This is a genomic window from Nonomuraea sp. NPDC051298 (genome assembly GCF_055586305.1).
In genome coordinates this window covers 12,101-37,693 of record NZ_JBVJIM010000012.1, presented here as the reverse complement: position 1 = coordinate 37,693, position 25,593 = coordinate 12,101, and the positions used below count along the sequence as shown (strand labels likewise).

The following is a 25,593-nucleotide window of genomic DNA, read 5'->3' as shown; positions in this document are numbered from 1 at the left end:
CGATGTTATCGGCCCCGGAGCGCCCGGCCGTGGCGGACCCGGGGCGGGCGGCTGGAAGTACCGCCGCCGTGGTAGTCCGGCGATCGTCCGAACGCAGGAGTCGCTCGCGCGGACCTCCGGTTAAGGTGCCCGTGTGAGCACAGGGCGGTCCGGTGTCCAGGCCGGTCTCTTCGACTGGGCGATCGCCGTCTGCGTGGCGGCGGCGCTGCTGATCACCGGGCTGTCCGGGCGGCACCCCGCCACCTCCCCCGACCTGCTCGGCCACGCCCTGCTGGTGGCGGGCGGCCTGGCGCTGGCCGCGCGGCGCAGGGCCCCGGTTCCCGTGCTGGTCGTCAGCGGGTTGTGCGCGGTGGGTTACCACGCGGCCGGGTTCGACGTGCCCGCCGTGGCGTACCTGTTCGCCGTGTACGCCGCCGTACGGGCCGGGCACCGTGCGGTCACCGCGGCGGCGAGCCTGGCCATGCTGGCCGCCCTCCCCCTCGCCGCGCTGGCCTCCGGGCATGCCACGGCTGAGGCGTTCGCGCAGGCCAGGGGCGTCCTGGAGCTGGCCTGGCTGGTCGCGGCGGCAGCCGCGGGCGAGGCGCTGCGGCAGGCCGAGCGGCGCGCCGAGGAGGCCGAGCGCACCCGGGAGGAGACCGCGCGGCGCCGCGCCGACGAGGAACGGCTGCACATCGCGCGGGAGCTGCACGACTCGCTCACCCACCAGATCTCGATCATCAAGGTGCAGGCCGAGGTCGCCGTCCACGTGGCCCGCAGGCGCGGCGAACAGGTGTCGGAGTCCCTGCTGGCGATCCAGGAGGCCGGACGCGAGGCGACCAGGGAGCTGCGCGCCACCCTGCAGGCGCTGCGCGACGACGACACGACCCCGCCCCGCGGCCTCGACCACGTCCCCGAGCTGGTCGAGAAGGCGCGCACCATCGGCCTGGACGCGACGCTGACGATCGACGGCCAACACCCCGACCTGCCGGCGGCGGTGAGCCGGACCGTCTACCGGATCGTCCAGGAGTCGCTCACCAACGTCGCCCGGCACGCCGCCGCCGCGACGGCGTCGGTCCGGATCGACTGCCGTCCTGACGCCCTCACGATCCGCGTCGACGACGACGGCAGGGCCACGCCGGGCAAGGCCCCCGTGTACGGCGTCGGGCTGCTCGGCATGCGCGAACGGGTCACCGCCCTCGGCGGCCGCCTGCGGGCCGAACCGCGCACAGAAGGAGGCTTCACCGTCCAGGCCGAGCTTCCCGTGGACCGGGCGTCGTGATCCGGGTGCTGCTGGCAGACGACCAGCCGCTCATCCGCAGCGGGTTCCGCGCCCTGCTCGACCTCGAGGACGACATCGAGGTGGTGGCCGAGGCCGGCGACGGGGTGGAGTGCGTGACTCTGGCCAGGCGGCACCTGCCCGACATCGCCCTCGTCGACATCCAGATGCCGGTCGCCGACGGCATCGAGGCGACCCGGCGCATCGCCGCCGACCCGACGCTGGCCGGGGTGCACGTCGTCATCCTGACCAACTACGGCCTGGACGAGTACGTCTTCAACGCGCTGCGCGCCGGCGCGGCCGGGTTCCTCGTCAAGGACATCGTGCCGGAAGACTTCCTGCACGCCGTACGGGTCGCCGCGCGGGGCGACGCGCTGCTCGCCCCGTCGATCACCCGCCTGCTCATCGACAGGTACGTCACCCGGCCGCCCAACCCCGGCACCGGCCACCGCCTGAAAGAGCTGACCAACCGCGAACGCGAGGCCGTGGCCCTGGTCGCGCGGGGGCTGTCCAACGACGAGATCGCCGACCGCATGCTGATCAGCCCGCTGACCGCGAAGACCCACATCAACCGGGCCATGACCAAGCTGCACGCCCGCGACCGCGCCCAGCTCGTGGTCCTCGCCTACGAATCCGGCCTGGTGACCCCGCACGGCCCCTGACCTCGCCTCCCCGGACGGCCGGACCCCCGACCCGAACGCCCGGGCCGTCAGTCCGGACTGTCAGGCCGCGCCGCCGGGGCCGGCCGCAGGGGTGGGCGGCGCGGGCAGCGTCACCGCGGCCTCGCTGGTGTAGAGGAGGAAGGTCAGGGTCTCCTGGAAGTAGAGCCGGACGCTCGTGGCGTCGTGATCGAGGTAGCCGATCGAGACGTCCTGCCCGAGGTGCAGCTCGAAGTCGCCGCCGCGGGTGGACAGCAGGACGGCCCCGTCGAGGGCGGGCGCCCAGATGATGTCGCCGTCCACGAGCCGGGTGATCTGGTCGAGGACCGGATAGCCCTGGTCGGAGGTGCCGCTGACGGCGGTGTAGGCGTCAGCGCCGAGCGCCAGCGTGTACGGCCCGTCGACCCCGGCCAGCCGCAACGCGCTCACCGCCCGGTCGACGGCGCCGGGATAGTCGCGCACCTGCGCGGGCAGGGCGATCGCCGGGTTCGACGAGCCCGCGCGGATGCCGGTGATGCCCGCCTGGGCGTACCCGTCGAAGATCGCGCGGTCCTCGGCGAACGCGAGCCGCCGGGCGGCGTCCTTGACCGGCTGCCAGTCGGCGTCCTTGGCGCCGCGTTCGACGCTGTCGACCTCCTCGCGGTCCACGGTGAAGGGCACGCGCAGCTCGATGATCGGCTGGCCGCGGCGGCTCTGGGCGATGACGCCCTCCGCCGGGGCTTCGAGGGCGTCCAGGCGCCCGGTGCCGATCCCCGACAGCTCCTCGCCCCGCGGGTCGGCGACGTCGACGATGCGGCGGCCGGCCACGTGGCGGCGGAAGGTGCGTCGCGCCTCGTTCTCCAGGTCGGTCCACGCGGCCGCGGAGATCGGCGCCAGTTCGCGATGCAGGTTGTTCATCACGCGCTGCTTTCTCTGAGGCTTGCTTCGGTGCGTCCTTTGAGGTCGCCGATCCCCAAGGACGTCGGGGACGGCCCGCCCGTTCCGGTGCGGGCGTCGTCCCCCGTCCTGGTCGCGGGGGCGGCGGAGGCGGTGGGCGGATCGGGCGGGTCGTCGAGGAAGTCGGTGGTGGGGACGAAGAACAGGGTGCCGGTCACGGGGGTGGAGAAGTCCAGGATGCGGTCGTGCCTGGCCGGGGGATCGCCCAGGAACATGTGTTCCAGCATGCGCTCGGTGACGGACGGGGTGCGGGCGTAGCCGATGAAGTAGGTGCCGAACTCGCCGCGCGCCACCGAGCCGAACGGCATGTTGTCCCGCAGGATCTTGCGTTCTGTGCCGTCGGGGTCGACGATCGTGGTCAACGCGACGTGGGAGTCGGCCGGTTTGACGGCGTCGTCCAGCTCGACGTCCGACAGCTTCCTGCGGCCGATCACCAGCTCCTGCGCCTCGGTCGGCTGGGCGTTCCACGCGTCCAGGTCGTGCAGGTACTTCTGCACGATCACGTAGCTCCCCCCGATGAACGCCGGGTCCTCCGCGCCGATCAGAACGTTGTCCGCGGCGACCGTGCCGACCGGGTTCTCGGTCCCGTCCACGAACCCCAGCAGGTCCCGGACGTCGAAATACTTGAACCCGGACACCTCGTCGCGGACGGTGACCACGTCGCGCACCCGGTCCATGATCTCCGCACCCAGCGCGAAGCACAGGTCCGGCCGCTGGGCCCGGATGTGGAACAGCAGGTCGCCCGGGGTGGCCACGGCGCGGTGGACGGGGCCCGCCAGCTCGCGGAACGGGTGCAGCTCGGCCGGGCGCGGTCCGGCGAACAGCCGGTCCCAGGCGTGCGAGCCGATCCCGGTGACGCAGCTCAACCGGCCTCCCGGTGACCGGAACCCGACCGCCCGCTGCAGGCCGGACAGTTCGGACAGCAGCTCCCGTACACGGGGCTCGCCGCCCTGGTCGATCGTCGCCACGAGGAAGAGCGCCGCCCTGGTCAGCGGGCTGAGCACCTCCTGCGGAACCGTCTCCCGCCCCATCACGCGTCCCCCTCCTGGCCTGCCGTCATGGCCGCAGGACGGCCTTGACGACCCCGTCGGCGCGCCGGTCGAACGCCGCGAACAGCTCCGGCGCGTCCTCCAGCCGGCCGTGATGGGTGACCACGACGCTGGGCCGGGCCCGTCCGGACAGCACCAGGTCACGCAGCAGCACGGTGTAGCGACGGTCGTGCGTGCGGCCGAACCGCACCGAGACCCCCTTGGCGAACAGCGTCGCCCACGGCACCGTCAGGCGGCCGTCGGCGTGCCCCTGGGGAGCGGGGTGCAGGTCCTTCTCGGCGTAGACGCCGGCGACGCCCAGATGCCCGGCCGGGTTGATCAGCCGGGCGAGGTCGCCGATGACCTGCGTCGGGTTCTCCACGTCGGGTTCCAGGCGGTCGCGGGCCTGGAACCCCACCGCGTCGATGCCCACCTGGACGCCGCGCATCGCCTCCTCGCCCGGCTCGGGCCCCACGGCCCGGCGCAGCTCGCGGATCTGCTCCACCGGGTCCCCCCGCCGCAGGTCGACGGGTACGGCGCCGATCTCGCCCGCCTTGTCCAGCCGTTCGGTCACCCGGTCGACGACGTAGACCTCGGCCGCCCCCTTCAGCAGCGCGCTGTAGGCCGCGAGCAGGCCGATGGTCCCCGCGCCGAACACCGCCACCGTCGCCCCGGCGCTCACCTGCCCCAGCTCGGTCGCGTGCCAGCCGGTCACGAACGCGTCGGCCAGCAACACCAGGTCGTCTTCGAGGTCGTCGCCCGGCTCTCCGGGCACCTTGACGCAGTTGGCATCGGCGAACGGAACCCGCAGCAGCTCGGCCTGGGCACCGCGGTAGGGCCCCATCCCGGCATAGCCGTACGCCGCGCCGAAGCTTCCGGGACGCACCCGCAGGCACGCCGCCGACAACCCGCGCGCGCAGTTGACGCACACCCCGCAGTACACATGCGTCGGGATCACCACTCGGTCCCCGGCCCTGACCGTCTCGACCGACGGGCCCACCTGCTCGACGACGCCCAGCGGCTCGTGCCCCAGCACCAGGCCGGGCGTGGCGCCCGTGCGGCCGTCGTACATGTGCAGGTCCGTGCCGCAGATCGCGCTCGAAGTGATCCGGACGACGACGTCGTCGGGCTCCTCGATCACCGCGTCGGGGACGTCCCGCACCTCGACAGAACGCGTATCGGCGAAGACGACGGCCTTCATCCGCGCCGCCCAGCGCTCTCAGCCACCCGAACCCCCGTCAGCTCATCCGAGGCCGCGCCGCGGACGTGTCCGCGACCCACTGATCGCCACCTTATGAACCCTTTCGCCCTTTCCCGGTCTACCGCCGACCAAGGCCCCGCTAAGACTCGCGGCGAAGGGCGGCGTACGGCGTGCCGGGCCGGAAGATCCGGCGGGAGCCGACCAGCGCTGACCAGACCCGCACGGACAGGACGAGTGTGCCAGCATGGCGAATGTGGCGATCTTTGTCGAAGAGGCGGGCCCCGACGGCGTGGGGCACGCGTGGAACGGTGAGCGGCCCGAGCTGTTCACGGCCATGATCCGCGCCGCCGTGACGGGCGACCGGCTGCCGGACGAACTCCGCGCTCCCGGCTGACCCGGCGAGCGCGCGCCCGCTTCACGGGTTCACGGGGCGGGACGCGAGGCGTAGGGGAGCAGGGCCATCTCGCGGGCGTTCTTGACGGCCCTGGCGATCTGGCGCTGCTGCCGCACCGTGACGCCGGTGACGCGGCGGCTGCGGATCTTGCCCCGGTCGGAGATGAACTTGCGCAGCAGCGCGGTGTCCTTGTAGTCGACGCGGTCGACGTTCAGGAGCGGGTTGGGCTTTCTGCGCGGGGTGCGGCGGGTCTTCACGCGGTCTCCTTGACGGTAAGGATGGGGGCGAACGGGTCGTCGTAGCCCGCCCAGGCGTCCGGGCCCGCGGCCTCCTCGCCGGGGGTGAGCAGGCAGGAGTCGAGCAGGGCGCGGAGGCGGTCGGCGTCCAGGTCGGGGCCGGTGAAGGCCAGGCGCTGGACGCGGTCGCCGTGCTCGTCGCCCCAGTCGAGGGCGGCGGCCAGGTGGCGGGCGGGGGAGACCTGCTCCCGGGCGGCCTCGGGGAGCGCGGCCAGCCAGGGGCCGGCGTCCTCGATCGAGACGATGCCGGAGACGGCGTCCCAGGAGAGCAGGTGGTCGGGCCGGGTGGCCAGCCAGAAGCGGCCGCGCGAGCGTACCGACTCGGTGACCAGCTCGTCCACGGCCTCGAACAGGCGGGCGGGATGCAGGGGACGGCGGCTGTGCCAGACGGCGGTGACGATCTCGTTGGTACGGGCGTCGCCGGGCAACTGGGCGGTGGCCGGATCGACGCGTTCGGCCAGGTCGGCGGCGCGGAGCCGGGCGCTGGTGACCGGGGGCAGGGCCCGTACCGGATGGACCGGGGTGAAGGGGGTGAGGTGGGTGAGCACGCGGCGCGACAGGTTCCGGTCGTCCTCGTCGCCGCCGTGCAGCACCAGGGCGGTCGCGTATTCGAGCTGGCGGACCAGCACCTCGGCCAGGTAGCGCTGATCGCCGGCGGCCGCGGACCTGCCGACCTCGCGGAGGCGTTCGCCGCGGGTGAGGTCGAGGGGCATGGCCGCCGCGTCGAGCGCGGTCAGCACGGCGGTGAGCCGCAGGGTCTCCCGGGCCTCTTCGCAGTCGAGGGCCTCGGCCACGGACCGGGGCTCCACCGAGTCCCACAGCTCCACGACCAGCAGCGAGGCGCGGGGTGCGAGCGTGACGAGCTGGGGGAGCAGGTCCTCGCGCACGGTGCAGGTGACGCAGCCGTGCGCGAGCCGTACCTCGGCCGTGTCGAGCACCCTCGTGCGTTCGCGGACGCTGCGCCGAACGCGGCCGCCAACGACCTCCCTCAGGTCGTGGTGGACGGCGACCGCGCCGGGATGCCCGGCGAGCAGCCGATCGACGGTGACGGTGCGGGCCGTGGCGTGCAGGCCCGCGACGAGGACGACCGGGGTGGGCACGTAACCTCCAATGGTTAAGATGAAAATCGTTTTCGTTATCATGGCACACGATCGCACATGGAAGGGAACTGTTGTGGCCAGAAACGAGGTGCGCCCCGTGATCAAGCTCCGGTCGACGGCGGGCACCGGATACACCTACGTGACCAGGAAGAACCGCAGGAACACTCCCGACAGGCTCACCCTGCGCAAGTACGACCCGACCGTCCGCGGGCACGTCCTGTTCCGGGAGGAACGGTGAGACGACCCCACCACCCGCCCCCGCACCCGGTCGCGTTCACCGAAGGGAACTGATGTCCGCCCACTGCCAGCTCACCGGCGCCAAACCGGTCTTCGGCAACAACGTGTCCCACTCCCACCGGCGCACCCGCCGCCGCTGGGACCCCAACATCCAGCAACGCCGCTACTGGCTGCCCGGCGAGGGCCGCCACGTCCGCCTGACGCTCAGCGCCCGCGCGATCAGGACCGTCGACAAGATCGGCATCGAGCGGGCGGTCGCGCGCATCCGCGCCCGAGGAGAGCAGGTCTGATGGCCAAGAAGAGCAAGATCGCCGCCAACGAGCGGCGCAAAGCGGTCGTCGCCCGCCATGCCGAACGACGCGCCGAGCTGAAGGCGATCATCCGCACCGGCTCCCCGGAGCAGCGTGCCGACGCCGTACGCGAGCTGGCCCGCCAGCCGCGTGACGCCAGCGCCACCCGCGTACGCAACCGCGACTCCGTGGACGGCCGCCCCCGCGGTCACCTGACCAGGTTCGGGCTCTCCCGGGTGCGCTTCCGCGAGATGGCCCACCGGGGCGAGCTGCCCGGCGTGACGAAGGCGAGCTGGTAGCCGTGGCCGTCCCCAAGCGGAGGACCTCCCGCAGCAACACCCGCCACCGCCGCAGCCAGTGGAAGGCCGCCGTGCCCGACCTCGTCCCGATCACCGTGAACGGGCGCGAGCTGCTCGTGCCGCGCCGCCTCGTACGCGCCTACCAGCGGGGCCTGATCACCGTCGGCTGAGCCGAAGCCTCGGTCCCACCTGCCGTGCGCGGACACGCCGGGCGCGGCGGCACGGCAGGTGACGACGGACGGGCCGTCGCCGGACCCGGCCGTCCTGCGCGGCAGGCCCGGGGCGGCAGGTCCGGGGGCGGCAGGTCCGGGGCGGGGAGCCGTGTCAAAGGCTCCGCCAATCTCGAGGCAGCGACCAGCCAAGACGGCGATCGATCGGATGCCGCTGGGCAAGCCACCTCAAGGAGCCCGTCCGCGAACCATCAGGAGCCTCGACATGTCCGTGACCGCCGAGCACCGCATCCACGACAATCACCCCCACACCCATCGTCCCGGCTGCGGGCACGTGGCGATCCCGCACGGTGACCATGTCGACTACGTCCACGACGGCTGCCTGCATCGCCTCCATGACGGTCACGTGGACGAGTGCGACCCCGGCAAGCACGTCGCGCACGGCGGGCACGACCACCAGCACGGGCCGGACTGCGGGCACGTGGCCGTCCCGCACGGTGACCATGTCGACTACGTCCACGACGGGCACCGCCACGCCGCGCACGCGGGGCACTGGGACGACCACTGACCCGATCGCCCGCACGGGCACGGCCGCGCACGCGTGATCGATAGGGGTCGGCGGTGCTGACCTGCCGTCCTGGAACGCCCTTGGACAGCACCGCCGCGGCCCGGTGAGGCGCGCGAGATCGCCCGCCGAACTCCGCCGCCCGGCTCGCGAAGGAGGCCGTCATGCCCGGCAGCGCCGCCGAGCCGCCGACGCCGGGCCAGGCAGCGTCCCGGAACCACCGCCAGGCCATGCTGGCCGCCCTGAGGGTGCCGAACTTCCGCCGCTACGTCTCCGGACAGTCGCTCAGCCTCATCGGCACCTGGGTGGAGACGGTCGCCCAGGCGCTGCTCATCCTGCGCCTGACCGACTCCGGCACCGTCCTCGGGCTGATCACCTCCGCCAGGTACGCGCCGATCCTGCTGCTGTCGCCGTACGCGGGGCTGCTCATCGACCGCTGCGACAAACGCCGCCTGCTGCTCGTCACCCAGGCGGGGCTGGGCCTCATCTCCGCCGTCCTCGGCGTGAGCGTGCTGACGGGGGAGATCCGGATCTGGCAGGTGGTGGTCCTGGCGGTGGCGTTCGGCGTCCTGAGCGCCGTGGACAACCCGGCGCGGCAGGCGTTCGTCCACGAGGTGGTCGGCCGCTCCCTGATCCGCAACGCGGTCACGCTGAACAGCACCTCCGTCAACGTCGCCCGCGTCATCGGCCCCACGATCGCGGCGGCCCTGGTCGGCACGGTCGGCATCGGCTGGTGCTTCGTGGTGAACGCGGTGAGCTTCTGCTGCGTCATCGCCTCCCTGCTCCTCTTCGACACCGGCCGCCTGCATCCCACCCCGACGGTGTCGCGCGCCCGCGGCCAACTGCGCGCTGGACTGCGCTACGCCGCGGGCGTGCCTGCGATCAGTCGCCCGCTGCTGATGATGGCGGTGGTCGGCACCTTCACCTTCGAGTTCGAGGTCAGCCTGCCGCTCCTGGCCCGCGAGACGTTCCACGGCCCGGAGACGGCCTACAGTTGGCTGATCGGCGGCCTCGGTGCGGGGGCCGTGGCAGGGGGCCTCATCGCGGCCTGGTCGGCCAGGACGGGCGTGCGGCGGCTCACGAACGTCGCCTTCTGTTACGCGATCGCGGTCGGTCTCGTGGCGGTGGCTCCCACCCTGCCGCTCGCGGTGGCGGCCTGCGTCCTGGTCGGCGCGGCCAGCATCACGTTCCTCACCACGGGCAACTCCACGGTCCAGCTCGAATCCGATCCCGAGTACCGCGGCCGGATCACCGCGCTCTGGTCGATGGCGCTCGTCGGCAGCACGCCCATCGGATCGCCGATCATCGGCGCCCTCTCCGACGTGGCCAGTTCGCGCTACGCGCTGGCGCTCGGCGCCGTCGCGTGCCTGGCCGCCGCGCTCATCGGCAGGTGGCCGGCCGGCTCGCCGTACTCACCGGCGAAGGGCTGACCGCCCTGCGGGCCGCGGCCCCGCGTCACGTCGAGAGCGTCCGCGTCCACCTGATCGACGTCCTGTCGCCCGAACAGGTCAGCCAGCTCGGCGACCTCAGTGAGAGACTGTTCGAACACCTCCTGCCCGGCTCCACGGCCCGGCCGTCGGCATGAGCGCGCCCGTGCGGTGAGCGCCGCCGCCTACTCAGGCGCGGACGTGCCAGGCGTATCGGACGTGCCGGTGGAGAGCTGGTCCGGCCGGGGCCACGGCAGCGGCTTGGACAGGGCGCGGAGCGCTTCGCGGGCGTTGCGTCCCGCCCCGGCGGAGATCTCGCCGCCGTCCTGGTCGCGGGCGACGGCCAGGGCCAGCCCTTCCACCGGATCGAAGGAGAGCGTGACGGTGTGCCCGCCGACCAGCAGCGCGTCGGTGGCCGGAAGGTCTGAGGGGGCCCGGTCCAGCAGGGCGTGGGCCGCGATCAGGCCGGCGACCGGGGTGCGGTGGCGGCCCAGCAGGACGGGCTCCCCGTACGGGTCGCTGACCTGGCGGACGAGGTCGCCGAGCTTGGACCGCGCCGTCGACACCGGGATGAGGGGCAGGCCGCTCCAGACCCCGCCCACCTTCGACAGCGGCACCAGCCCGGCCCACTGCCAGCGCTCCCGGGTGATCAGGACCGTGTTGCCGTTCTTGGCCTCCTCGATGAGTGAACTCCAGGTGGCGCGGGCGTCTTCGACGGAGAAGGGGGTGCCGAGGCGAGCCGCCAGCTCGTCGTACGGCAACCGCTCCGAGTTGATCATGTAAATATCGTAAGGAGCCTTACGAAATCTCGCAAGCCGACGCTCGACGGGGCGGTGTGCGGCAGTGAAGGATGTTCGACGCCCGCGCGAGTGCTGCTCAGGGGCCTGTGAGCTTGCCCAGCGCCTCCACCACGGCACCGGCGCCGTCCTCGGCCTGGAGCCGTTCCGAGAGTGCCGCGGCCCGGCGCCGGTAGGAGGGCTCGGTCACGACGGTGCGGAGCGAGGCCGCGAGCCGTTCGGGGGACAGGCGGCGGAACGGGATCGACGACGGGGCCACGCCGAGCGCGACCAGCCGGGACGCCCAGAGCGGCTGGTCGGCCAGCGCGGGCAGCCCGACGGCCGGCACGCCCGCCCGCACCCCGGCCCCGGTGGTGCCGCTGCCGCAGTGGTGGGCAACGGCGGCCACGCGCGGGAAGAGCCAGTCGTGCGGCACGTCCCCGACACCGAGCACGTCGTCGTCCAGCGCCTCTGGCACGCCGGTCTGCAGCACGCCGCGCAGACCGGCCAGTCGCAGGGCGCGCAGGGCGAGGTCGGTGTAGTGCTCGGCGCGCGGGCCCGCCTGGCTGCCGAAGCCGACGTACACCGGAGGCGGGCCCGACGCCAGGAAGTCGCGCAGGCGCGCGTCCGGCCGCCACCCCGGCGGGCGGACGGGCCACCAGTAGCCCGTCACCTCCAGCCCTTCCCGCCAGTCCGCGGGCCGGGGCAGCACCGACGGGCTGAACCCGTGCAGCACCGGCCATCGGCTGGCCTCCCGCCGCCGGTAGACGGCCCGCGAGCGCATCGGCGGCAGCCCGAGCCTGGCCCGCAAGTCCTTGGCCGATCCGACGTGCGCAGGCGAGGGCATCGCGAACGCCAGCCGCGCCGCGGTGCGGTTCCCCCACCGTCCGAGCGACCGGTTGAGAGCGCTCAAGACGGGCGGAAACTCCCCGGTGGGCTCCACCGGCTGCAGGTGCACCCCCACGCTCGGCACGTTCATGGCCTCGGCGACGTGGTATCCGGCCGAACCGGCCACGTTGAGAAGCAGGACGTCCGCCCCCTGCTCCGCGGCCCGGACGACGCCGTCGGTGACCTGCCCGCTGTACTCGGCGAACATGGCCAGCTTGGCGGCCGGCGGAACCCGCGCCCCGCCCTTGCCCACGGGAAGCAGCGGGAGCGGGTCGCCGGGTATGGCGCGGTGCTCCAGGCCCGTGCCGGTCACCAGCGCGGCGTGCGGAGGGTGGCAGGCGATCGCCACCTCGTGACCGGCCGCACGCAGCCGCACCCCCAGCCCGGCGTACGGCGCGACGTCGCCCCGTGTGCCCACCCCGACGATCAGTACGCGCATGAGCCCCACCTCCGTTTATCATGCAGTCGCATGGTATTAACGGCGGACGCCTATGGCAATGCGACCGCATGATAAAAGTTGGAACGGATGCCGAAGATCGTCGACCACGAGGCGCGCCGGCGGCACATCGCCGAGGCCGTACACCGCGTCATCGACGCCAAGGGCATGGACAGCGTCAGCCTGCGTGAGGTCGCGGCCGAGGCCGGCATGTCGATGGGCGCGGTGCAGCACTATTTCGCCAGCAAGGACGAGATGCTCCTGCTGGCCCTGGGGCACCTCAACACCCGGATCAGCCTCCGGGTGGCCGCTGCCCCGCATGACGGCACCCCGCTGGGCCTCCTGCGCGTGGCCCTGCTGGAACTGCTGCCCCTGGACGAGGAACGCCGCTTCGAGGCCCGCGTGGGGCTGGCCTTCCTCGCCCGCTCGGTCGTGGCCGGCGACCTGGCCGCCCTGCTGCGGGAGGGTCTGCCGCACGTCGTGGGCTTCTACGCCGGCCAGATCAGGGCCGCCCAGGCGGCCGGGCAGGTGGCGGGCGACCTCGACGCCGACCAGGAGGCGGTCATGCTGTTCGCCTTCGCCCAAGGGATGGTGAACCCCGTCCTGATCGGCCACTACACGACCGAGGACGCCGTGTCGGCCGTCGACCACCAGCTCAGGCGAATGCGCGGCGGGCGTTGAGGGCGGCTGGGGTCACTGGTGTGAGGTCATGCGACGGTAGTCCTGGGGCGCCATGCCGTAGGCCCTTTTGAAGGCGCGGCTGAAGTGTTGCGGGTGGGGCAGTCCCCAGCGGGCGGCGATGGCGTGCACGGGTTGTGACGCGTGGGCGGGATCGGAGAGGTCGCGGCGGCAGTGGTCCAGGCGTCGTTCTCTGATCCAGCCGCTGATCGTGCGGCCCTGACGTTGGAAGATGCGCTGGACGTACCGGACCGAGACGTGGTGGGCGGCGGCGATCGTGGACGGCGACAGCAGCGGGTCGCTCAGGTGCCGCTCGATGAAGGCGTGGATCTGCATGCCCAGCGTGGCCTCGCGGGTCTCCGGCGGCAGGTGGGTGTCGGCTTCGAGTTCGTGGGCGACGAGCGAGGTCAGGAGGTCCACCACGACGCCGCCGACCCGGACGGTGTCCGCCGGGCGTAAGGGGCTCGTGTCGGTGATCAGGTGTTGGAGGACCCCTTTGAGCAGGCCCCCGATACCCGCGGTGCCAGGCAGGAGCGCGGGCATGATCCCGTTGGCCGCGGGGTCCAGTCGTAGGGGGAGCAACGCCTTGGGCACATGGACGGTGACCTCGGAGCAGGTGTCGTCCTGGGCGTGGGTTTCTCCGGCGAACGGCTGTGAGGTGTCGTACAGCAGCAGGTCCCCTTCGGCCGCGACGAAGTGCCGGTCGGCTTGGGAGAAGCGCGCGTTCCCTCGCCGGATCATCCCCAGCACGTACATCTCCGGGTCGGACCGCCGGATCAGGCGGGAGGGCCGGCGGGTGGTGAGCGGGGGATGGGTCATCGCGGTGATCTGCACGGAACCCAGGTCCACCACTCCCAGCCGCGCCCGGAAATCGGAGGCGTATTCGCTGGTGAAAAGGGTGGGGACGTGGGTTTTGGCGGTCAGTTCGCGCCAGCCGTCATATCGCTGCCGCGCCGGTAGGTGATTGGTGGAGAAGATCGTCTCTATCGCCATTTGTCCCCCCGGAGTCGGAAGTGGGCCGTCATAGCGCGGAGGCGAGAGGTGTACAGAGCAGCCTAATGCGTCCCTCGGTCGGACCAGGGTTCGGGGCGCCCGGTAAACGACGCCCTTGCGGCCTTACGGGTGTAAGGGGTAGCTTCGAGGTGGTCCTTACGACCGTAAGGGGGGGTTGTGGTCGGCTCGCGTCGGCCTGTGCGGGGAGAGGTGTCATGGCCGTGGACAGGCGAGCAGCCGCGATTGCCGGGGTGCTGATCATCGTGGGGATGGTCGCCGGGGTGTTGAGTGTTGTCCCCGTGCTCGAAGAGCCGAACTACCTGGCTCTCGTTTCCGCGAATGAGAGCCAGGTGGTTGGCGGTGCGATTTTTCAGTTCCTCATGATCCCCGCCTACGCGGGGTTCGCGCTGTGCCTTTATCCGGTGTTGAGGAGGGAGAACGAAACGCTCGGCCTGGGGTTCGTGGGATTCAGGCTGATCGCGGTGGCGTTCCACTTCGTCGGCGTCATTTTGCTGCCTTTGTTTCTGGTGCTGGGACAGGAGTTCGCCCGCGTCGGCGCCTCGGGCGCGTCCCACGTCGAGGCGCTGGGCGAGTTGCTGAGGACGGCGCGCGACCTGGTGAATCATGTCGCGTTGATCGTCTCGCTGAGCCTCGGGGATCTGCTGCTGTTCGGTGTCCTCTATCGGTCGGGGCTCGTCCCTCGGTGGTTGTCCGCGTGGGGGCTGCTCGGGGCCGGGGCGGCCGCGGTGGCGAGCCTCCTGGTGCTGGTCGGGCTGACGGAGGTCGTCACGCCGCTCTACCTGGCCATGAACGTGCCGTCGGCCCTGCAAAGCCTGGTCCTGGCAGTGTGGCTGATCGTGCGGGGTTTCACGGCAAGGACCTCACGGGCCGCCAGCGCGACTGGCGCGTGGTGAGCCGGTCACGCCGGGCCGCTGCCGTAGGGGCGAGTGATCACTTCCAGGTTGTGCCCGTCGGGGTCGGCGAAGTACATTCCGCGCCCGCCGTCGTTCGTGTTGATCGTGTCCGCCTTCTGGTGACCCGGATCGGCGAAGTACGTGATGCCGCGGGCGCGCAGCCGGTCCCAGACGGCGTCGAACTCGTCCTCCGAGATCAGGAACGCGTAGTGCTGCGAGACCACCGGCCCGTCCGCGGCGATGAAGTCCAGGCTGACGCCGTTGGACGTCTCGACCACCGCGAAGGGGCCGAACGCCGAAGGCTCCGGCAGGCCGAGCACCTCGGCGAGGAAGGCGGCCGATCGATCCTTGTCCCGCGCCGAGACCACCGTGTGGTTGAACTCGATTGCCATGCGCAGTCCTTTCTCCAAACGTGTCGGGATGGGAAACAGCCAGGTGTGGGCCGAGGTCAGTCGCGCGCGGGCACGACGGCGGCCGGTACCGGAGCCGGAGGGCGGTCCGGGGCGCGGCGGGCGTGCCACGCGGCGACGGCCACGACGATCAGCCCGGCCGACGCGACGACGGCGCCGGTCGCGGGCGGCCCGGCGTAGCCCAGCCAGGACAGCGACACGCCGCCCAGGTACGCGCCGACCGCCGCGCCGAGGTTGAGCGCGGAGCCGCCCGCCGCGGTGGCCAGCAGCGGCGCCTCGACGGCCTGCTCGACGAGCCTGGTCAGGAACGGCGCGACGACCGCGAAGGCCGCGGCGCCGACCACGGTGAGTGCCGAGGCCGCCAGCAGGGGTTCGGCCGCGCCGACGGCGAGGACCGCGAGGCCGGCGACGATCACCGCGAGCGCCACCCCGAGCGCGCGAACCTGGTCGCGTCCGCCCGCCCAGCCGCCGAGGGTGTTCCCGGCCAGGAGCCCGAGCCCGAACAGCGCCAGCAGCCACGCGACCGCGGTCCCCGGGAACCCGCCGACCGAGGTGAGCAGGGGCGTGACGTAGGTCAGCATGGCGAACAGGCCGCCGAAGGCCGCCATGCCGATCGCCAGCGTGAACCATACCTGCGCGCGGCCGAAGGTGAGCAGCTCACGCCGCAGGGTGGGCGGGACGTCCGGCGGCGGCGTGCCGGGCAGGGTGATCCGGCTCAGGACGAGGGCCCCCGCGGCGAGAGCGGCGATGGCCCAGAACGTCGCCCGCCAGCCGAGCTGCTGGCCCAGGATCGTGCCCAGCGGGGTGCCCACCACGTTGGCGATGGTCCCGCCGGCGAACACGACGGCGATCGCCCGGGATCGCTGCCGAGGGGCGACCAGTTCGGCGGCGAGCACCGCCGCGATCGGCAGGAACGCCCCCTGCCCGAGAGCGCTGAGCACCCGGCTCGCCATCAGCACCGGATAGTTCGGCGCGAACGCCCCCACCAGGTTGCCGACGACGAACACGGCCGCGGCGGCCAGGAGCAGGGAACGCCGCGGGAGCCGGGTGCCGGCCGCCACGAAGACCGGGCCGCCGACGACGATCGTCAGCGCGTAGGCGGAGATCAGCAGGCCCGCCGCGGGCAGCGACACCTTGAGGTCGGACGCCACGTCGGGCAGCAGCCCGGTGAGCACGAACTCGGCCGTGCCCATGACGAACGCGCTCAGTGCGAGCCGCGCACGAGTCGCTCGTCGCGGCTCTCCGCACGGCACGTGACACGACCTGCGGCGTGGCGGGGACGGTCCACCTGGGCCTGTTCGACCCGCCGACCTACGCCGGCTCTCACCTGACCTCCGTCATCCGCACCTTCGAGCGTCGCCATCCCGCCTGCCGCGTGATGGCGCGGGACGTCTCCATGGAGAACCAGTTGGAGTGGCTGCGGTCAGGGCGGGGAGACGTTCTCGTGGTGCGGCTGCCGAACTCCGCGCCCGACCTGACGATCGGGCCGATGATCAGCGACGAGGCCCGGATGCTGGCCGTGGCCGTCGATCACCCGTTCGCCGGCCGCGACGACGTGACGGTGGAAGATCTGGCCGGGGTCAAGGTGACGCACATGCCGAAAATTCCCCGGGAGCTGATGGACGCCTTCATTCCTCCCCGGACGCCCAGCGGCCGGCTCATCCCCCGGCTGACCGTGCATTCCATGGGCGAACTGCTTCCGCTCGTCGCTCTCGGGGAACTGGTGCATCTGACCGTCACCTCATTCGCCCGGCATTACCGTTACCCGGGGGTGACTTACGTCCCGATCACGGGAATTCCGTCGTCGCGGACGGCGTTGGCCTGGCTTACTCGTAAAACGGACATTCGTCTCGAAGCATTCGCCCGGACCGCGCGGGAAGTGCTCGACGGGGCGGACCAGGGCGACGCGGCGCCGTGACTCCTCGCATGCGGGCCGCCGCCCCGAGGCGTCACCGCACCGTGCGGAAGAAGGCCCTGATGTCCTCGACGAGCAGGTCGGGCGCCTCCATGGCGGCGAAGTGGCCGCCCCGGTCGAACTCCGACCAGTGCACGACCTTGTGGTCGCGTTCGGCGATCCGGCGGACGCCCGGGTCATTGGCGAAGACGGCGACACCGTGCGGCACCGGCGAGTACGCGGTGGCGGTGCCCCACGACGCCTGCGACTCCTTGTAGAGGCGGGCCGAGGACCCGGCGGTCCCGGTGAACCAGTAGATGCTGATGTCGGTGAGCAACTGGTCGATGTCGACTGCGTCCTCGGGAAGCTCGCGCGCCGGGTCGGTCCACTCCTTGAACTTCTCGGCGATCCACGCCATCTGCCCGGCGGGAGAGTCGTGCAGGCCGAACGCCAGCGTCTGCGGCCGGGTCGCCTGGATTATCGCGTAGCCCGAGCCGTCCTGGTCCTGGTACTGGCCGAGCCGGGCCAGCTCGGCCTCGGTGAGCCCCTCGAACTCGGACGGGTCGCCCGTCGGGAAGCCGAGCCCGCCGTTGACGTGCACGCCCACGACGTGCGCGGCGTCGGCGCGGCCGAGCATCGGTGAGATGACCGCGCCGGTGTCGCCGCCCTGCGCGCCGTAGCGCTGGTAGCCCAGGCGGCGCATCAGCTCGGCCCACGCCCCGGTGACGCGGCCCATGTCCCAGCCGGGCTCGGTGGTCGGCCCGGAGAAGCCGAATCCGGGGATCGACGGGGCGACGACGTGGAACGCGTCGGACGGGTCGCCGCCGTGCGCGGCGGGGTCGGTGAGCGGCCCGATGATCTTCGTGAACTCGGCGACCGAGCCTGGCCAGCCGTGCGTGATGATCAGCGGGAGCGCGTCCTGCTCGGGCGAGCGTACGTGCAGGAAGTGCACGTTCTGCCGGTCGATTTCCGTCGTGAACTGCGGGAACGCGTTCAACTGGGCTTCGGCGGCGCGCCAGTCGTATTGGGTGCGCCAGTAGTCGGCCAGCCGGCGCGCGTAGTCGGCGGGGACGCCGTAGGACCAGCCGACCCCGGGCAGTTCGTCCGGCCAGCGGGTGGCGGCGAGCCGGTCGCGCAGGTCGTCGAGCTGCGCCTGCGGGACGTCGATATGGAACGGGTTGATCTGCGGGTTCTCGTTCATGTCGGCTAACGTAGACGTTGGTTAGGACAGGTTCGGTCCTAGGAGGGCCATCATGTTGGAGACCTCGGCGCGGCTGCTGCGGCTGCTGTCACTGCTGCAGGCGCCCAGGGACTGGCCGGGGGCCGAGCTGGCCGAGCGGCTGGGCGTCTCGGCCAGGACCATCCGCCGTGACGTGGACCGGCTGCGCGAGCTGGGATACCCCGTGCACGCCACCGCCGGGACGCCCGGATACCGCCTCGGCGCCGGCACCGGGGTCCCGCCGCTGCTGCTCGACGACGACGAGGCCGTCGCGGTCGCCGTCGGGCTCGGCACCGCCGTGGCCTCCGGCGTGGCCGGGATCGAGGAGACCTCGGTCCGCGCGCTGGTCAAACTCGAGCAGGTGCTCCCGCCCCGGCTCCGGCAGCGCGTCGGCGCCCTGCGCTCGGCCACGGTGCCGCTGCGGTCCCCGTCCGGCGCGGTGGACCCGGCCGTGCTCACCGCGATCGCCACGGCCGTGCGCGACCGGGAGAGCCTGCGGTTCGACTACCGCGCCCGCGACGGCGCCGAGGGCCGCCGCACCGCCGAGCCGCACCGGCTGGTCAGCTCGGGACGCCGCTGGTACCTGGTGGCGTGGGACACCGGCCGGAGCGACTGGCGGATGTTCCGCGTCGACCGGATGCGGCTGCGTACGCCGAACGGGCCGCGCTTCGCGCCCCGCGAGCCGCCCGGCGGCGACCTCACCCGCTACGTGTCGGAGCGGATCTCCACCTATCCGTACCGCTATCGCGGCCGGTTCACCGTGCGCGCGCCCGCCGACGTCGTCGCCGCCCGGATGCCGCCCACCGTCGCGGCGGTCGAACCGGCCACGGACGACACGTGCGTGGTCAACGCCGGCGCCGACTCCCTCGATGTGCTGGCCGCGTGGGTCGCGCAACTCGGCGCCCCGTTCGAGGTGCACGAGCCGCCCGAACTCGTCGAACACGTCCGCGCCCTCGGCGCCCGCCTCCTCGACGCGGCGGGCGTCCCCGGCCCACGCGACGACCGGTCATCCGCCGGTCGGCTCCCGTAGATGAAGCGCGAGCCGGGTACGGTCACGCAGTCCCAGCTTGCGGAGCATGCTCGACACGTGATTCTTCACCGTGCCCTCGGTGATGAACAGCCGGGCGGCGATCTCCCGGTTCGTCGCCCCCACCGCGATCAGCCTGGCGACCTCCAGCTCCCTGCGCGACAGGGGCTCGTGCCCGCGAAGCCGTTCGCCGAAGGGCTCGGGCCGGCGGCGCAACTCCGTCACCAGCCGGGTCGCCACGGGCCCGTCCAGCACGGTCTCCCCTTCGTACGCCTTCCTGATGCCGGCGACCAGTTCCTCGGGCGAGCAGTCCTTGAGCAGGTAGCCACGGGCTCCCGCCCGCAGGGTGCCGAAGACGTACGCGTCCTCCTCGAACGTGCTGAGCACCAGCGCGGCGACCCCCGGGTGCGCGGCGCTCAGCCGGGCGACCAGCTCGACCCCGTCCATGCGCGGCATTCTCGCATCGACCAGCACCACGTCAGGGGCGCAGCGCGGCAGGGCCGCCAGTGCCTGCTCCCCGTCCCCGGCTTCCCCCACCACCTCGATCCCGTCCTCGACCTCCAGCAGCTTCCGCAGCCCTTGCCGCATCAGCGCCTGGTCGTCGACGATCAGCACCCGGATCACGACCTGCTCCCCAGACCGGTACGGGCCAGCGGCACCTCGGCCCGCACCTCGAACCCGCCGCCGGGCGCGTTGCCCGCCAGAAAGGTCCCGCCGATTCCGTGGACCCGCGCGGCCAGGGACGTGAGCCCGAACCCGGCCGGGGACGCCGCCGCCTCGTCCGTCCCGTCTCCTGCGCCCTTGCCGTCGTCACCGACCGCCAGCGACACGCGCTGGTCGCCGAAGTCCAGCCGGGCCAGAATCCGCCTGGCCTCGGCGTGCCGCAGGGCGTTCGTCAGGCTCTCCTGCAGGACGCGATAGAGCACCAGCTCGGCATCCGGGTCGATGCGGCGTTCGTCGCCGGCCACCTCGAAGCGCACCTCCACACCGGTGCCCTCGAACGAGCCGGCCAGCTCGGCCAGCGCCTGACTGCCCATGCGCCCGTCCAGCGCGAGCGGTCGCAGGGCGCGTACCCATCGGCGCGCGTCGGCCAGTGCCCGCACGGTCATCTCCTTGGCCTGCCGCACCTCCTGCCAGACCGCCGCCGGTCGGCGTTGCCGGAACCTCTCCGCGTTCTCCAGGTTCATCTTGATCAGGGTGAGCTGGTGGCCGATCGAGTCGTGCATGTCCCTGGCCATCCGGGCGCGTTCCTCCGCGACGGCCAGCTCCCTGATCCGCCCGATCAGCCGCTGCGCCTCGGCGCGCTGCCGCCGGGCCTCGAGCAGGGCCGCGGCCATGATCAGCGCGAAGATGCCGAACAACGCCAGCAGCACGACCTGGCCGAGCGCCTCCATCCACTCCGCACCGGCCGGCAGCGCTGTCAGCGCGCCCATTCCCGTGACGTAGGCGGACACGGCGGCGACGGCGACGCGCATGCCGTACAGCAGGGCCAGGTGCACCATCGCGACGAGGACGTTGGCCGTGTGCAGCCCGTCCACGAACTGGCCGGCCAGTGGCAGGACCACCAGCAGTGCGGGAGCGGCCAGCTTGCGCGGCGCGCTCGCGTCCTGGCTCCAGGGCAGGACCAGCCGCAGAGCGCCCACCAGCGCCATCAGGCCGAGGAACGGCCCCAGCCCGCTCCAGCCACGTTCGGCCGCCGAGACGACCCCGCCGGCCAGCATCGCCGCGTACACGACCCAGAAGGCGACGGTGAGCAGCCCCAATCGCTCCGGATCACGAAATTTCACCCTCCGGACCCTACGCGGCTCCGGCCTTCAGGACCTCCCTCCACGGTCACCATGACTTCGGTCATGCTCGTCTCTGTCCCGGGCGCGATGTGTTCATGATCACGCCACGCCTAGCGTGCCGCCATGCGAATTCTCGGCACGATTCTCGTCACCATCGCCATGTTCTTCGCGATGATGGTGGGCGGCAATGCGATCTCCGGCGTCTTCCCCCCGTCCAGCGCGGCGCAGGGCCTGTCGGCTACGGTTCTGCCATCGGTGCTGGCCCTGGCGCTGCTCTTCCTCTACCGCCGCTTCGTCAGCCGTGCCCGCCCCTGGTGGTCCGGCCTCGGGGTGGGCTGGACCTGGTGGGCGGCGCCACAGGTGCTGCTCGGCCTGGTGACGGGACTCATTCCCCTGCTCGGCGCGAACGTCGTGTCGGTGTGGCTGGGCGCGGCCACCTGGCCGCCCGCACCGCAGAACGACGCTCCGTCACTCGCCATGCTGCCCCTGGCCACTCTCTTGATCGTGCTGCGGGCCGCGTTCCCCGAGGAGCTGATGTTCCGCGGCCACCTCTGGGACGCTCTCTCGACCCGGCTCGGCCCGCGCGCGACCCTGGCCGTCACCTCCGTGTCCTTCGGCGCCCTGCACCTTCTCTCGAGCAGCCCGGCGTCGGGAGCCGTGGAGAAGGTGCTGTTCGCCGTGCAGGCCACCGCGCTCGCCTTTCTGTGCGGAGCGGCCCGCGAGTGGACCGGCAGGCTGTGGATGGCGGTGGGCGTGCACGCGTCCGTCTACGTGAGCGCCGCCGTCCCCGTGCAGGCGGTGAACTACGGGATCCAGCTCGTCATCCAGGCGGTCGCTCTGTCGCTGGCCGCGGTGCTTGTGCTGGCTCTTCCGGCGAAACGTTCTCGAACGGGTCCGCGCGCCCGGTCGGTCCGCTGACCCGGCTGGTGCTGAGCGCCGGCCGGGCCAAGGGAGAGAGCGCGATCGGTGAGTGTCAGCTCAGCCGGATGCCCTTGATGATCTTCGCCAGCTCCGGCACGAGCGGCTGGGCGGCCATCACGGTGACGACGACACCCTTGCGCTCGACCCAGCCCGCGTAGCGGCCGTGGCCGAGCGCGCCGTCGCCCTCCTGGGTGAGCACCTGACGGCCGCCGATCTTCGCGGTCTTCGTGTCGCCGGAGAACGTGCCGACCTCGAACGGCGCGTTCTTGAGCTGCGCCAGCGTGCTCGCCTTCGGCCAGCACACCACCCGCACCCACAGCGACCGGTGCCGGCGGTCCGTGCCGTCGCGGTCGTCCGACCACTGGTAGCCGTACTCGGTGATGCCGTCGTGCTTGGTGACGACGACCTGTCCGTACGTGAAGCCCTTCGGGAGGTGGTTGACGCGGACGCCCTCGATGGCGGCGGCGCCCCTCGCGGGCTTGTCGATCTTGGAGTCGGCCGACCGCTTCGCCTCCGCCTTGGTGGGGACGGGGCAGCTTGGGCGCTCCGCCGCCTGGGCGGGGAACGCAACGAGGGCCGCGGCCACGGGCAGTGCGGACAGGGCGGCGAGCTTCTGAATCTTGGTCATGCCGGATTGGATGCGGCGGATGACGGAAAGGTTCGGCGGATGCGGGTGCCGCGTCGGGGAGAGGGGAGCCCCGCCTGGTCGACAGAGCCGGGGCCGGCGTCATCGGTGCTGACGTTGCTCGGCGGGATCGCGAGGCGGTGACGGGCTCTGCCGGTGGGTGGTGGCGAAGCGTCTGCGGTATTCGGTGGGGGTGGTGCCGAGGTGGCGGGCGAAGGCGCGGCGCAGGGTTTCGTCGCTGCCGAGGCCGCTGTGGTGCGCCGCGGAGGTGATGCTGTGCCCGCTGAGGAGGAGCTGCTGGGCGTGGTCGAGGCGGACGCGCTCGACCCAGCGGGCCGGGGTGGTGTTCAGCTCTGTCTGGAACAGCCGGGTGAGGTGCCGGGTGCTGACGGCGGCGTACGCGGCCATGGCGGGCAGGCTGTGGTCGGCGGCCGGGTCGGCGAGCACGGACGCGGTCAGCGAACGGAGCAGGTCGCCGCGCGCCGGCGGGGTCGCCAGCGCCGTCGAGAACTGTGACTGGCCCCCCGGGCGCTGCATGAACACGACCAGCTCGCGGGCGATGTCGCGGGCCACGTCCGCTCCGTGGTCGTGCTCCACCAGCGCGAGTGCCAGATCGATGCCCGCGCTGATCCCGGCCGAGGTCAGGTAGCGGCCGTCCCGGACGTGGAGGGCGTCCGGCTCGACGCGTACGCGGGGGTGGCGGCGGGCGAGGGTCTGCGCGTGCCGCCAATGGGTGGTCGCCCGGCGGCCGTCGAGCAGGCCGAGCGCGGCGAGGACGAAGGCGCCGCTGCAGACGGAGGCGACCCGTGCCGCCTGGTCGGCGAGGGTGCGGGCGGCCGTCAGCAGTTCGTCGTCGGGGCCGCGCACGGCGAGGTGGTCGGCCCCGGCGACCACGACCGTGTCGACGGGCCCGGCGTCGGCCGCCGCGGTCGTCGCGGCCAGCGTCGCACCGGAGGCCGCCGGGACGTCGCCGCCGCGGGGGGAGACCAGGACCGGCGCGTAGGGGTGGCCGAACCGGCCCGCCTGGTGCAGCACCTCCAGAGGCCCGCTGACGTCGAGCAGGGTCACGCCGTCGAACACCAGGAAGGCGACCCGATGCGTCATGTCCGAATGTGTGGTCTACGTGTCGGAATGGACATGGTGCCAGCATACGACACAGGGCGAACCTGGAGAAGTCAACCGATCGCGAGCCTGGAGGCAGACATGATGAGTGAAACGATCGCGGGCGTGCGGATCCCGGGCAGCGCCCTGGCGCGAGAGGCGACCGAGTTGGTCCGCGAGGCCGCTCCGCCGCTGCTGTTCGACCATTCCCGGCGGGTGTTCCTGTTCGGGTCGCTGCGCGGCAGGGAGCTGGGGCTGACCTTCGACCCCGAACTGCTGTACGTGGGGGCGATGTTCCACGACCTGGGGCTGATCGAGCGCTTCCGCCGTACCGACCAGCGTTTCGAGATCGACGGCGCCGACGAGGCCCGCCGCCTGCTGAACGCCCACGGCATCACCGGCGAGCCCGCCGACCGGGTCTGGGCGGGGATCGCCCTGCACACCACCCCGGAGATCCCGCTGCACATGGCGCCCGAGGTGGCCCTGGTCACCCGTGGCGTGGAGCTGGACGTCCTGGGCATCGGTTATCACGCGGTCTCCGACGAACAGCGGGCGGCCGTGGTCGCGGCCCACCCGCGGTTCGACTTCAAGAACCGGATCCTCGCCGCGTTCACCGAGGGCATCAAGGAGCGTCCGGAGACGACGTTCGGCAACGTCAAGGCCGATGTGCTGGCCCACTACGTCCCGGGCTTCCAGCGGGGCGACTTCGTCGAGGTGATCAAGAACTCGGACTGGCCCGAGTAACCGTCCTCGCGTCAGGCGGGCTCAGCGGTGCGGGCCAGCCAGGCCGCGCCGCCGAGCAGCGCCGCCGTCGCCACGGTGACGGCCGTCAGGCTGACCACCTCGGTGAACCAGAACGGAGTGACGGCGACGGCGATGGACGGCGCCAGGAGGGCGGCCGTCCTGCGGCCCACAGGGGAACGCAGGGCCGGCACCGCCACCGTGCCCAGGGCGGCCGCCATCAGGACGGGCCCGGCCACCCCGGGCAGCAGGTGAACCCCGACGCCCGCGACCACCAACCCGGCCGCCCCGGCCAGGATCCGCCGCGACCTCGCGGGGCCGGGACGGTACGACGGCGCGAGGGTCAGCAGTGCCGCGCAGACGAACTCGGGAAAGGCGGACAGCAGCATGGATCCGGGGATCCACGGCTTCCCGGAGACGAGCAGCACATCGCCCACCACGATGGTCCCGGCGGGCAGGGACGCCAGCCGCGTCACGGCGACCGCCGCGTGCAGCGCCGCCACGGCCCACGCGCAGGCGATCGCCGCCCATCGTCGCCCCAGCCACGCCAGCAGCACGACCAGCCCGTATGGCAGGGCGTAGATGAGCTGTGGGAGGGCCAGGTCGAAGGCGAACCGGCCGGCGTACCCGGCGGAGCGGAGCAGGCCGGCACCGAACAACGTGAGAGGGGCGAGAAGGGCTGCCAGGCCGATGGCGGCCGACCAGCGCTGCCGCGAGCCGGGTGGCGGGATGCGGCGCAGCCGGATCGCCAGGCCGCCGCGTACCAGGTCGAACGCGTCCCGCACGGCCGGGCGGCTCCGGCCGGGAGGCACGGCCGCCAGCAGCACGGCCAGCATCTCCTCCTCGTGCAGCGCCCGATGGTCCTTCGGGTACCAGGTCAGCAGCCGGCGGTAGCGCCGTTCGAGCGCGGTCACGAGGCGCCGCCGAGGGAGAGGCGCCTGGCGGGGTCGAGGCGCAGCCGGGCGGCGGCGGTGTCGGCGTTCCTGCGCAGCCGGTCGGCCTCGGCGGACAGCCGGGCCGCGCCCTCGGTGGTGAGCCGGTAGTAGCGGCGGGCCCGGCCGTCCACGACCTCCTCGCGGTCGGTCTCGATCAGGCGCTCGCCCTGGAGCCGGTCGAGCGCGGCGTACAGGGTGCCGGCGCGCAGCCGCACCCGCTCGCCGGAGATCTCCAGGACGTCGGTGATGATGCCGTAGCCGTGCTGCGGCCCGGCCGCCAGGGCCGTCAGGATCAGGAACGTCGGTTCCTGCATCGACCTGTTATTCATATCGTCGATATATACCGACTATCTGACTATGGCGCAAGCCTGGCCCGACCGGCCTCCCCAGG

General features: G+C 72.5%; 33 protein-coding genes. 16 read left to right on the top strand and 17 right to left on the bottom strand.

The annotated features are described in order from the left end of the window. The first annotated feature begins 133 nt into the window (after nt 1-133). Both ACZ6S0_RS30250 and ACZ6S0_RS30245 read left to right on the top strand, forming a co-directional pair. Nucleotides 134-1,258 (top strand): sensor histidine kinase, encoded by a 1,125-nt coding sequence (locus ACZ6S0_RS30250; RefSeq protein WP_465922708.1) that lies wholly within the window; start codon nt 134-136, stop codon nt 1,256-1,258. After that, complete coding sequence (locus ACZ6S0_RS30245; RefSeq protein WP_465922707.1) at nt 1,255-1,917, top strand: response regulator; 663 nt, start codon at nt 1,255-1,257, stop codon at nt 1,915-1,917. Before ACZ6S0_RS30250 ends, ACZ6S0_RS30245 begins: the two co-directional genes overlap by 4 nt. Nucleotides 1,918-1,977: 60 nt before the next feature. Here ACZ6S0_RS30245 and ACZ6S0_RS30240 read toward each other — a convergent pair whose 3' ends face one another. From ACZ6S0_RS30240 to ACZ6S0_RS30230, 3 genes are read right to left on the bottom strand one after another with little or no spacing between them, the layout of a single operon-like run. After that, entirely contained in the window at nt 1,978-2,811 is an 834-nt protein-coding gene (locus tag ACZ6S0_RS30240; protein WP_465922706.1) for a family 1 encapsulin nanocompartment shell protein, read from the bottom strand. Next, the gene (locus ACZ6S0_RS30235; RefSeq protein ID WP_465922956.1) at nt 2,811-3,881 is read right to left on the bottom strand and encodes a Dyp-type peroxidase; all 1,071 of its coding nucleotides are present in this window, start codon (nt 3,879-3,881) and stop codon (nt 2,811-2,813) included. The genes ACZ6S0_RS30240 and ACZ6S0_RS30235 overlap by 1 nt, the downstream gene beginning before the upstream one ends. A 25-nt stretch (nt 3,882-3,906) precedes the next feature. After that, nucleotides 3,907-5,079, bottom strand: coding sequence for a glutathione-independent formaldehyde dehydrogenase (locus ACZ6S0_RS30230; RefSeq protein ID WP_465922705.1), 1,173 nt, complete (start codon nt 5,077-5,079; stop codon nt 3,907-3,909). A 253-nt stretch (nt 5,080-5,332) separates the two neighbouring features. Between ACZ6S0_RS30230 and ACZ6S0_RS30225 the strand changes: the two genes are divergently transcribed. Next, nucleotides 5,333-5,473 (top strand): hypothetical protein, encoded by a 141-nt coding sequence (locus tag ACZ6S0_RS30225; protein WP_465922704.1) that lies wholly within the window; start codon nt 5,333-5,335, stop codon nt 5,471-5,473. Nucleotides 5,474-5,502: 29 nt separating this feature from the next. Here the strand turns inward: ACZ6S0_RS30225 and rpsR are convergent, their stop codons facing one another. Together rpsR and ACZ6S0_RS30215 are read right to left on the bottom strand one after the other, a co-directional pair. Next, nucleotides 5,503-5,730, bottom strand: coding sequence for a 30S ribosomal protein S18 (rpsR, locus tag ACZ6S0_RS30220; RefSeq protein WP_465922703.1), 228 nt, complete (start codon nt 5,728-5,730; stop codon nt 5,503-5,505). After that, nucleotides 5,727-6,869, bottom strand: coding sequence for a CobW family GTP-binding protein (locus tag ACZ6S0_RS30215; protein ID WP_465922702.1), 1,143 nt, complete (start codon nt 6,867-6,869; stop codon nt 5,727-5,729). The genes rpsR and ACZ6S0_RS30215 overlap by 4 nt, the downstream gene beginning before the upstream one ends. A 73-nt stretch (nt 6,870-6,942) precedes the next feature. On the opposite strand from ACZ6S0_RS30215, the gene rpmG reads away from it, so the two are divergent. The 7 genes from rpmG (at nt 6,943) to ACZ6S0_RS30180 (ending at nt 10,015) form a co-directional block, all read left to right on the top strand. Continuing rightward, nucleotides 6,943-7,107, top strand: coding sequence for a 50S ribosomal protein L33 (gene rpmG, locus ACZ6S0_RS30210; protein WP_344873054.1), 165 nt, complete (start codon nt 6,943-6,945; stop codon nt 7,105-7,107). A gap of 52 nt (nt 7,108-7,159) precedes the next feature. Further along, a complete protein-coding gene (gene rpmB, locus ACZ6S0_RS30205) occupies nt 7,160-7,396 on the top strand; it encodes a 50S ribosomal protein L28 (RefSeq protein WP_465922701.1) in 237 nt (78 codons plus the stop codon). Continuing rightward, nucleotides 7,396-7,695, top strand: a complete 300-nt coding sequence (gene rpsN / locus ACZ6S0_RS30200) for a 30S ribosomal protein S14 (RefSeq protein ID WP_465922700.1) — start codon at nt 7,396-7,398, stop codon at nt 7,693-7,695. Before rpmB ends, rpsN begins: the two co-directional genes overlap by 1 nt. Nucleotides 7,696-7,697: 2 nt before the next feature. Continuing rightward, on the top strand, nt 7,698-7,865 hold the full coding sequence (rpmF, locus tag ACZ6S0_RS30195; RefSeq protein WP_344873060.1) for a 50S ribosomal protein L32: 168 nt from the start codon (nt 7,698-7,700) through the stop codon (nt 7,863-7,865). Between the two features lie 265 nt (nt 7,866-8,130). Continuing rightward, nucleotides 8,131-8,433: a hypothetical protein gene (locus ACZ6S0_RS30190; RefSeq protein WP_465922699.1), complete on the top strand. Its 303-nt coding sequence runs from the start codon at nt 8,131-8,133 to the stop codon at nt 8,431-8,433. A gap of 161 nt (nt 8,434-8,594) precedes the next feature. Further along, nucleotides 8,595-9,860, top strand: coding sequence for an MFS transporter (locus ACZ6S0_RS30185; RefSeq protein ID WP_465922698.1), 1,266 nt, complete (start codon nt 8,595-8,597; stop codon nt 9,858-9,860). Continuing rightward, nucleotides 9,821-10,015: a hypothetical protein gene (locus tag ACZ6S0_RS30180; RefSeq protein WP_465922697.1), complete on the top strand. Its 195-nt coding sequence runs from the start codon at nt 9,821-9,823 to the stop codon at nt 10,013-10,015. Before ACZ6S0_RS30185 ends, ACZ6S0_RS30180 begins: the two co-directional genes overlap by 40 nt. A 27-nt stretch (nt 10,016-10,042) precedes the next feature. Here the strand turns inward: ACZ6S0_RS30180 and ACZ6S0_RS30175 are convergent, their stop codons facing one another. Both ACZ6S0_RS30175 and ACZ6S0_RS30170 read right to left on the bottom strand, forming a co-directional pair. Further along, complete coding sequence (locus ACZ6S0_RS30175; RefSeq protein WP_465922696.1) at nt 10,043-10,636, bottom strand: type II toxin-antitoxin system Phd/YefM family antitoxin; 594 nt, start codon at nt 10,634-10,636, stop codon at nt 10,043-10,045. 97 nt (nt 10,637-10,733) lie between these two features. Beyond that, nucleotides 10,734-11,960 (bottom strand): glycosyltransferase, encoded by a 1,227-nt coding sequence (locus tag ACZ6S0_RS30170; protein WP_465922695.1) that lies wholly within the window; start codon nt 11,958-11,960, stop codon nt 10,734-10,736. Nucleotides 11,961-12,047: 87 nt separating this feature from the next. Between ACZ6S0_RS30170 and ACZ6S0_RS30165 the strand changes: the two genes are divergently transcribed. Further along, the gene (locus ACZ6S0_RS30165) at nt 12,048-12,638 is read left to right on the top strand and encodes a TetR/AcrR family transcriptional regulator (RefSeq protein ID WP_465922694.1); all 591 of its coding nucleotides are present in this window, start codon (nt 12,048-12,050) and stop codon (nt 12,636-12,638) included. Nucleotides 12,639-12,650: 12 nt separating this feature from the next. Here ACZ6S0_RS30165 and ACZ6S0_RS30160 read toward each other — a convergent pair whose 3' ends face one another. Next, nucleotides 12,651-13,628 carry an AraC-like ligand-binding domain-containing protein gene (locus ACZ6S0_RS30160; protein WP_465922693.1) on the bottom strand — a complete coding sequence of 326 codons (978 nt, stop codon included), beginning with the start codon at nt 13,626-13,628 and terminating at the stop codon, nt 12,651-12,653. A 215-nt stretch (nt 13,629-13,843) separates the two neighbouring features. Here ACZ6S0_RS30160 and ACZ6S0_RS30155 point away from each other — a divergent pair, with 215 nt between their 5' ends. Continuing rightward, nucleotides 13,844-14,542, top strand: coding sequence for a DUF4386 domain-containing protein (locus ACZ6S0_RS30155; protein ID WP_465922692.1), 699 nt, complete (start codon nt 13,844-13,846; stop codon nt 14,540-14,542). A 5-nt stretch (nt 14,543-14,547) separates the two neighbouring features. On the opposite strand, the gene ACZ6S0_RS30150 is transcribed toward ACZ6S0_RS30155, so the two are convergent. Then, entirely contained in the window at nt 14,548-14,934 is a 387-nt protein-coding gene (locus tag ACZ6S0_RS30150; RefSeq protein WP_465922691.1) for a VOC family protein, read from the bottom strand. 56 nt (nt 14,935-14,990) lie between these two features. Next, entirely contained in the window at nt 14,991-16,205 is a 1,215-nt protein-coding gene (locus tag ACZ6S0_RS30145) for an MFS transporter (RefSeq protein ID WP_465922690.1), read from the bottom strand. A gap of 17 nt (nt 16,206-16,222) precedes the next feature. Between ACZ6S0_RS30145 and ACZ6S0_RS30140 the strand changes: the two genes are divergently transcribed. Next, nucleotides 16,223-16,870 carry a LysR substrate-binding domain-containing protein gene (locus ACZ6S0_RS30140; protein ID WP_465922689.1) on the top strand — a complete coding sequence of 216 codons (648 nt, stop codon included), beginning with the start codon at nt 16,223-16,225 and terminating at the stop codon, nt 16,868-16,870. A 31-nt stretch (nt 16,871-16,901) separates the two neighbouring features. Here the strand turns inward: ACZ6S0_RS30140 and ACZ6S0_RS30135 are convergent, their stop codons facing one another. Beyond that, a complete protein-coding gene (locus ACZ6S0_RS30135; protein ID WP_465922688.1) occupies nt 16,902-18,047 on the bottom strand; it encodes an epoxide hydrolase family protein in 1,146 nt (381 codons plus the stop codon). Nucleotides 18,048-18,099: 52 nt separating this feature from the next. Here ACZ6S0_RS30135 and ACZ6S0_RS30130 point away from each other — a divergent pair, with 52 nt between their 5' ends. Next, on the top strand, nt 18,100-19,095 hold the full coding sequence (locus ACZ6S0_RS30130) for a helix-turn-helix transcriptional regulator (protein ID WP_465922687.1): 996 nt from the start codon (nt 18,100-18,102) through the stop codon (nt 19,093-19,095). On the opposite strand, the gene ACZ6S0_RS30125 is transcribed toward ACZ6S0_RS30130, so the two are convergent. Both ACZ6S0_RS30125 and ACZ6S0_RS30120 read right to left on the bottom strand, forming a co-directional pair. Beyond that, on the bottom strand, nt 19,072-19,680 hold the full coding sequence (locus ACZ6S0_RS30125; protein ID WP_465922955.1) for a response regulator: 609 nt from the start codon (nt 19,678-19,680) through the stop codon (nt 19,072-19,074). The genes ACZ6S0_RS30130 and ACZ6S0_RS30125 overlap by 24 nt on opposite strands. Nucleotides 19,681-19,712: 32 nt before the next feature. Continuing rightward, on the bottom strand, nt 19,713-20,879 hold the full coding sequence (locus ACZ6S0_RS30120; protein ID WP_465922686.1) for a sensor histidine kinase: 1,167 nt from the start codon (nt 20,877-20,879) through the stop codon (nt 19,713-19,715). A gap of 123 nt (nt 20,880-21,002) precedes the next feature. Between ACZ6S0_RS30120 and ACZ6S0_RS30115 the strand changes: the two genes are divergently transcribed. Further along, nucleotides 21,003-21,797, top strand: a complete 795-nt coding sequence (locus tag ACZ6S0_RS30115; RefSeq protein ID WP_465922685.1) for a lysostaphin resistance A-like protein — start codon at nt 21,003-21,005, stop codon at nt 21,795-21,797. Between the two features lie 55 nt (nt 21,798-21,852). On the opposite strand, the gene ACZ6S0_RS30110 is transcribed toward ACZ6S0_RS30115, so the two are convergent. Further along, complete coding sequence (locus ACZ6S0_RS30110) at nt 21,853-22,428, bottom strand: hypothetical protein (protein ID WP_465922684.1); 576 nt, start codon at nt 22,426-22,428, stop codon at nt 21,853-21,855. 99 nt (nt 22,429-22,527) lie between these two features. Next, nucleotides 22,528-23,529 carry a GlxA family transcriptional regulator gene (locus ACZ6S0_RS30105; RefSeq protein ID WP_465922683.1) on the bottom strand — a complete coding sequence of 334 codons (1,002 nt, stop codon included), beginning with the start codon at nt 23,527-23,529 and terminating at the stop codon, nt 22,528-22,530. A 99-nt stretch (nt 23,530-23,628) separates the two neighbouring features. On the opposite strand from ACZ6S0_RS30105, the gene ACZ6S0_RS30100 reads away from it, so the two are divergent. Next, nucleotides 23,629-24,270, top strand: a complete 642-nt coding sequence (locus ACZ6S0_RS30100; protein WP_465922682.1) for an HD domain-containing protein — start codon at nt 23,629-23,631, stop codon at nt 24,268-24,270. A gap of 11 nt (nt 24,271-24,281) precedes the next feature. Here ACZ6S0_RS30100 and ACZ6S0_RS30095 read toward each other — a convergent pair whose 3' ends face one another. Both ACZ6S0_RS30095 and ACZ6S0_RS30090 read right to left on the bottom strand, forming a co-directional pair. Then, complete coding sequence (locus tag ACZ6S0_RS30095; protein ID WP_465922681.1) at nt 24,282-25,181, bottom strand: hypothetical protein; 900 nt, start codon at nt 25,179-25,181, stop codon at nt 24,282-24,284. Then, nucleotides 25,178-25,516: a PadR family transcriptional regulator gene (locus tag ACZ6S0_RS30090; protein ID WP_465922680.1), complete on the bottom strand. Its 339-nt coding sequence runs from the start codon at nt 25,514-25,516 to the stop codon at nt 25,178-25,180. The genes ACZ6S0_RS30095 and ACZ6S0_RS30090 overlap by 4 nt, the downstream gene beginning before the upstream one ends. Nucleotides 25,517-25,593 lie beyond the last annotated feature (77 nt).

Coding starts and splice junctions, on each gene's coding strand:
- ACZ6S0_RS30240 (WP_465922706.1), bottom strand. CDS start 2,811: ATGAACAACCTGCATCGCGAACTGGCGCCGATCTCCGCGGCCGCGTGG.
- ACZ6S0_RS30235 (WP_465922956.1), bottom strand. CDS start 3,881: ATGGGGCGGGAGACGGTTCCGCAGGAGGTGCTCAGCCCGCTGACCAGG.
- ACZ6S0_RS30230 (WP_465922705.1), bottom strand. CDS start 5,079: ATGAAGGCCGTCGTCTTCGCCGATACGCGTTCTGTCGAGGTGCGGGAC.
- rpmB (WP_465922701.1), top strand. CDS start 7,160: ATGTCCGCCCACTGCCAGCTCACCGGCGCCAAACCGGTCTTCGGCAAC.
- rpsN (WP_465922700.1), top strand. CDS start 7,396: ATGGCCAAGAAGAGCAAGATCGCCGCCAACGAGCGGCGCAAAGCGGTC.
- ACZ6S0_RS30190 (WP_465922699.1), top strand. CDS start 8,131: ATGTCCGTGACCGCCGAGCACCGCATCCACGACAATCACCCCCACACC.
- ACZ6S0_RS30185 (WP_465922698.1), top strand. CDS start 8,595: ATGCCCGGCAGCGCCGCCGAGCCGCCGACGCCGGGCCAGGCAGCGTCC.
- ACZ6S0_RS30175 (WP_465922696.1), bottom strand. CDS start 10,636: ATGATCAACTCGGAGCGGTTGCCGTACGACGAGCTGGCGGCTCGCCTC.
- ACZ6S0_RS30170 (WP_465922695.1), bottom strand. CDS start 11,960: ATGCGCGTACTGATCGTCGGGGTGGGCACACGGGGCGACGTCGCGCCG.
- ACZ6S0_RS30165 (WP_465922694.1), top strand. CDS start 12,048: ATGCCGAAGATCGTCGACCACGAGGCGCGCCGGCGGCACATCGCCGAG.
- ACZ6S0_RS30160 (WP_465922693.1), bottom strand. CDS start 13,628: ATGGCGATAGAGACGATCTTCTCCACCAATCACCTACCGGCGCGGCAG.
- ACZ6S0_RS30155 (WP_465922692.1), top strand. CDS start 13,844: ATGGCCGTGGACAGGCGAGCAGCCGCGATTGCCGGGGTGCTGATCATC.
- ACZ6S0_RS30150 (WP_465922691.1), bottom strand. CDS start 14,934: ATGGCAATCGAGTTCAACCACACGGTGGTCTCGGCGCGGGACAAGGAT.
- ACZ6S0_RS30135 (WP_465922688.1), bottom strand. CDS start 18,047: ATGAACGAGAACCCGCAGATCAACCCGTTCCATATCGACGTCCCGCAG.
- ACZ6S0_RS30130 (WP_465922687.1), top strand. CDS start 18,100: ATGTTGGAGACCTCGGCGCGGCTGCTGCGGCTGCTGTCACTGCTGCAG.
- ACZ6S0_RS30125 (WP_465922955.1), bottom strand. CDS start 19,680: ATGCGGCAAGGGCTGCGGAAGCTGCTGGAGGTCGAGGACGGGATCGAG.
- ACZ6S0_RS30115 (WP_465922685.1), top strand. CDS start 21,003: ATGCGAATTCTCGGCACGATTCTCGTCACCATCGCCATGTTCTTCGCG.
- ACZ6S0_RS30110 (WP_465922684.1), bottom strand. CDS start 22,428: ATGACCAAGATTCAGAAGCTCGCCGCCCTGTCCGCACTGCCCGTGGCC.
- ACZ6S0_RS30105 (WP_465922683.1), bottom strand. CDS start 23,529: ATGACGCATCGGGTCGCCTTCCTGGTGTTCGACGGCGTGACCCTGCTC.
- ACZ6S0_RS30100 (WP_465922682.1), top strand. CDS start 23,629: ATGATGAGTGAAACGATCGCGGGCGTGCGGATCCCGGGCAGCGCCCTG.
- ACZ6S0_RS30090 (WP_465922680.1), bottom strand. CDS start 25,516: ATGCAGGAACCGACGTTCCTGATCCTGACGGCCCTGGCGGCCGGGCCG.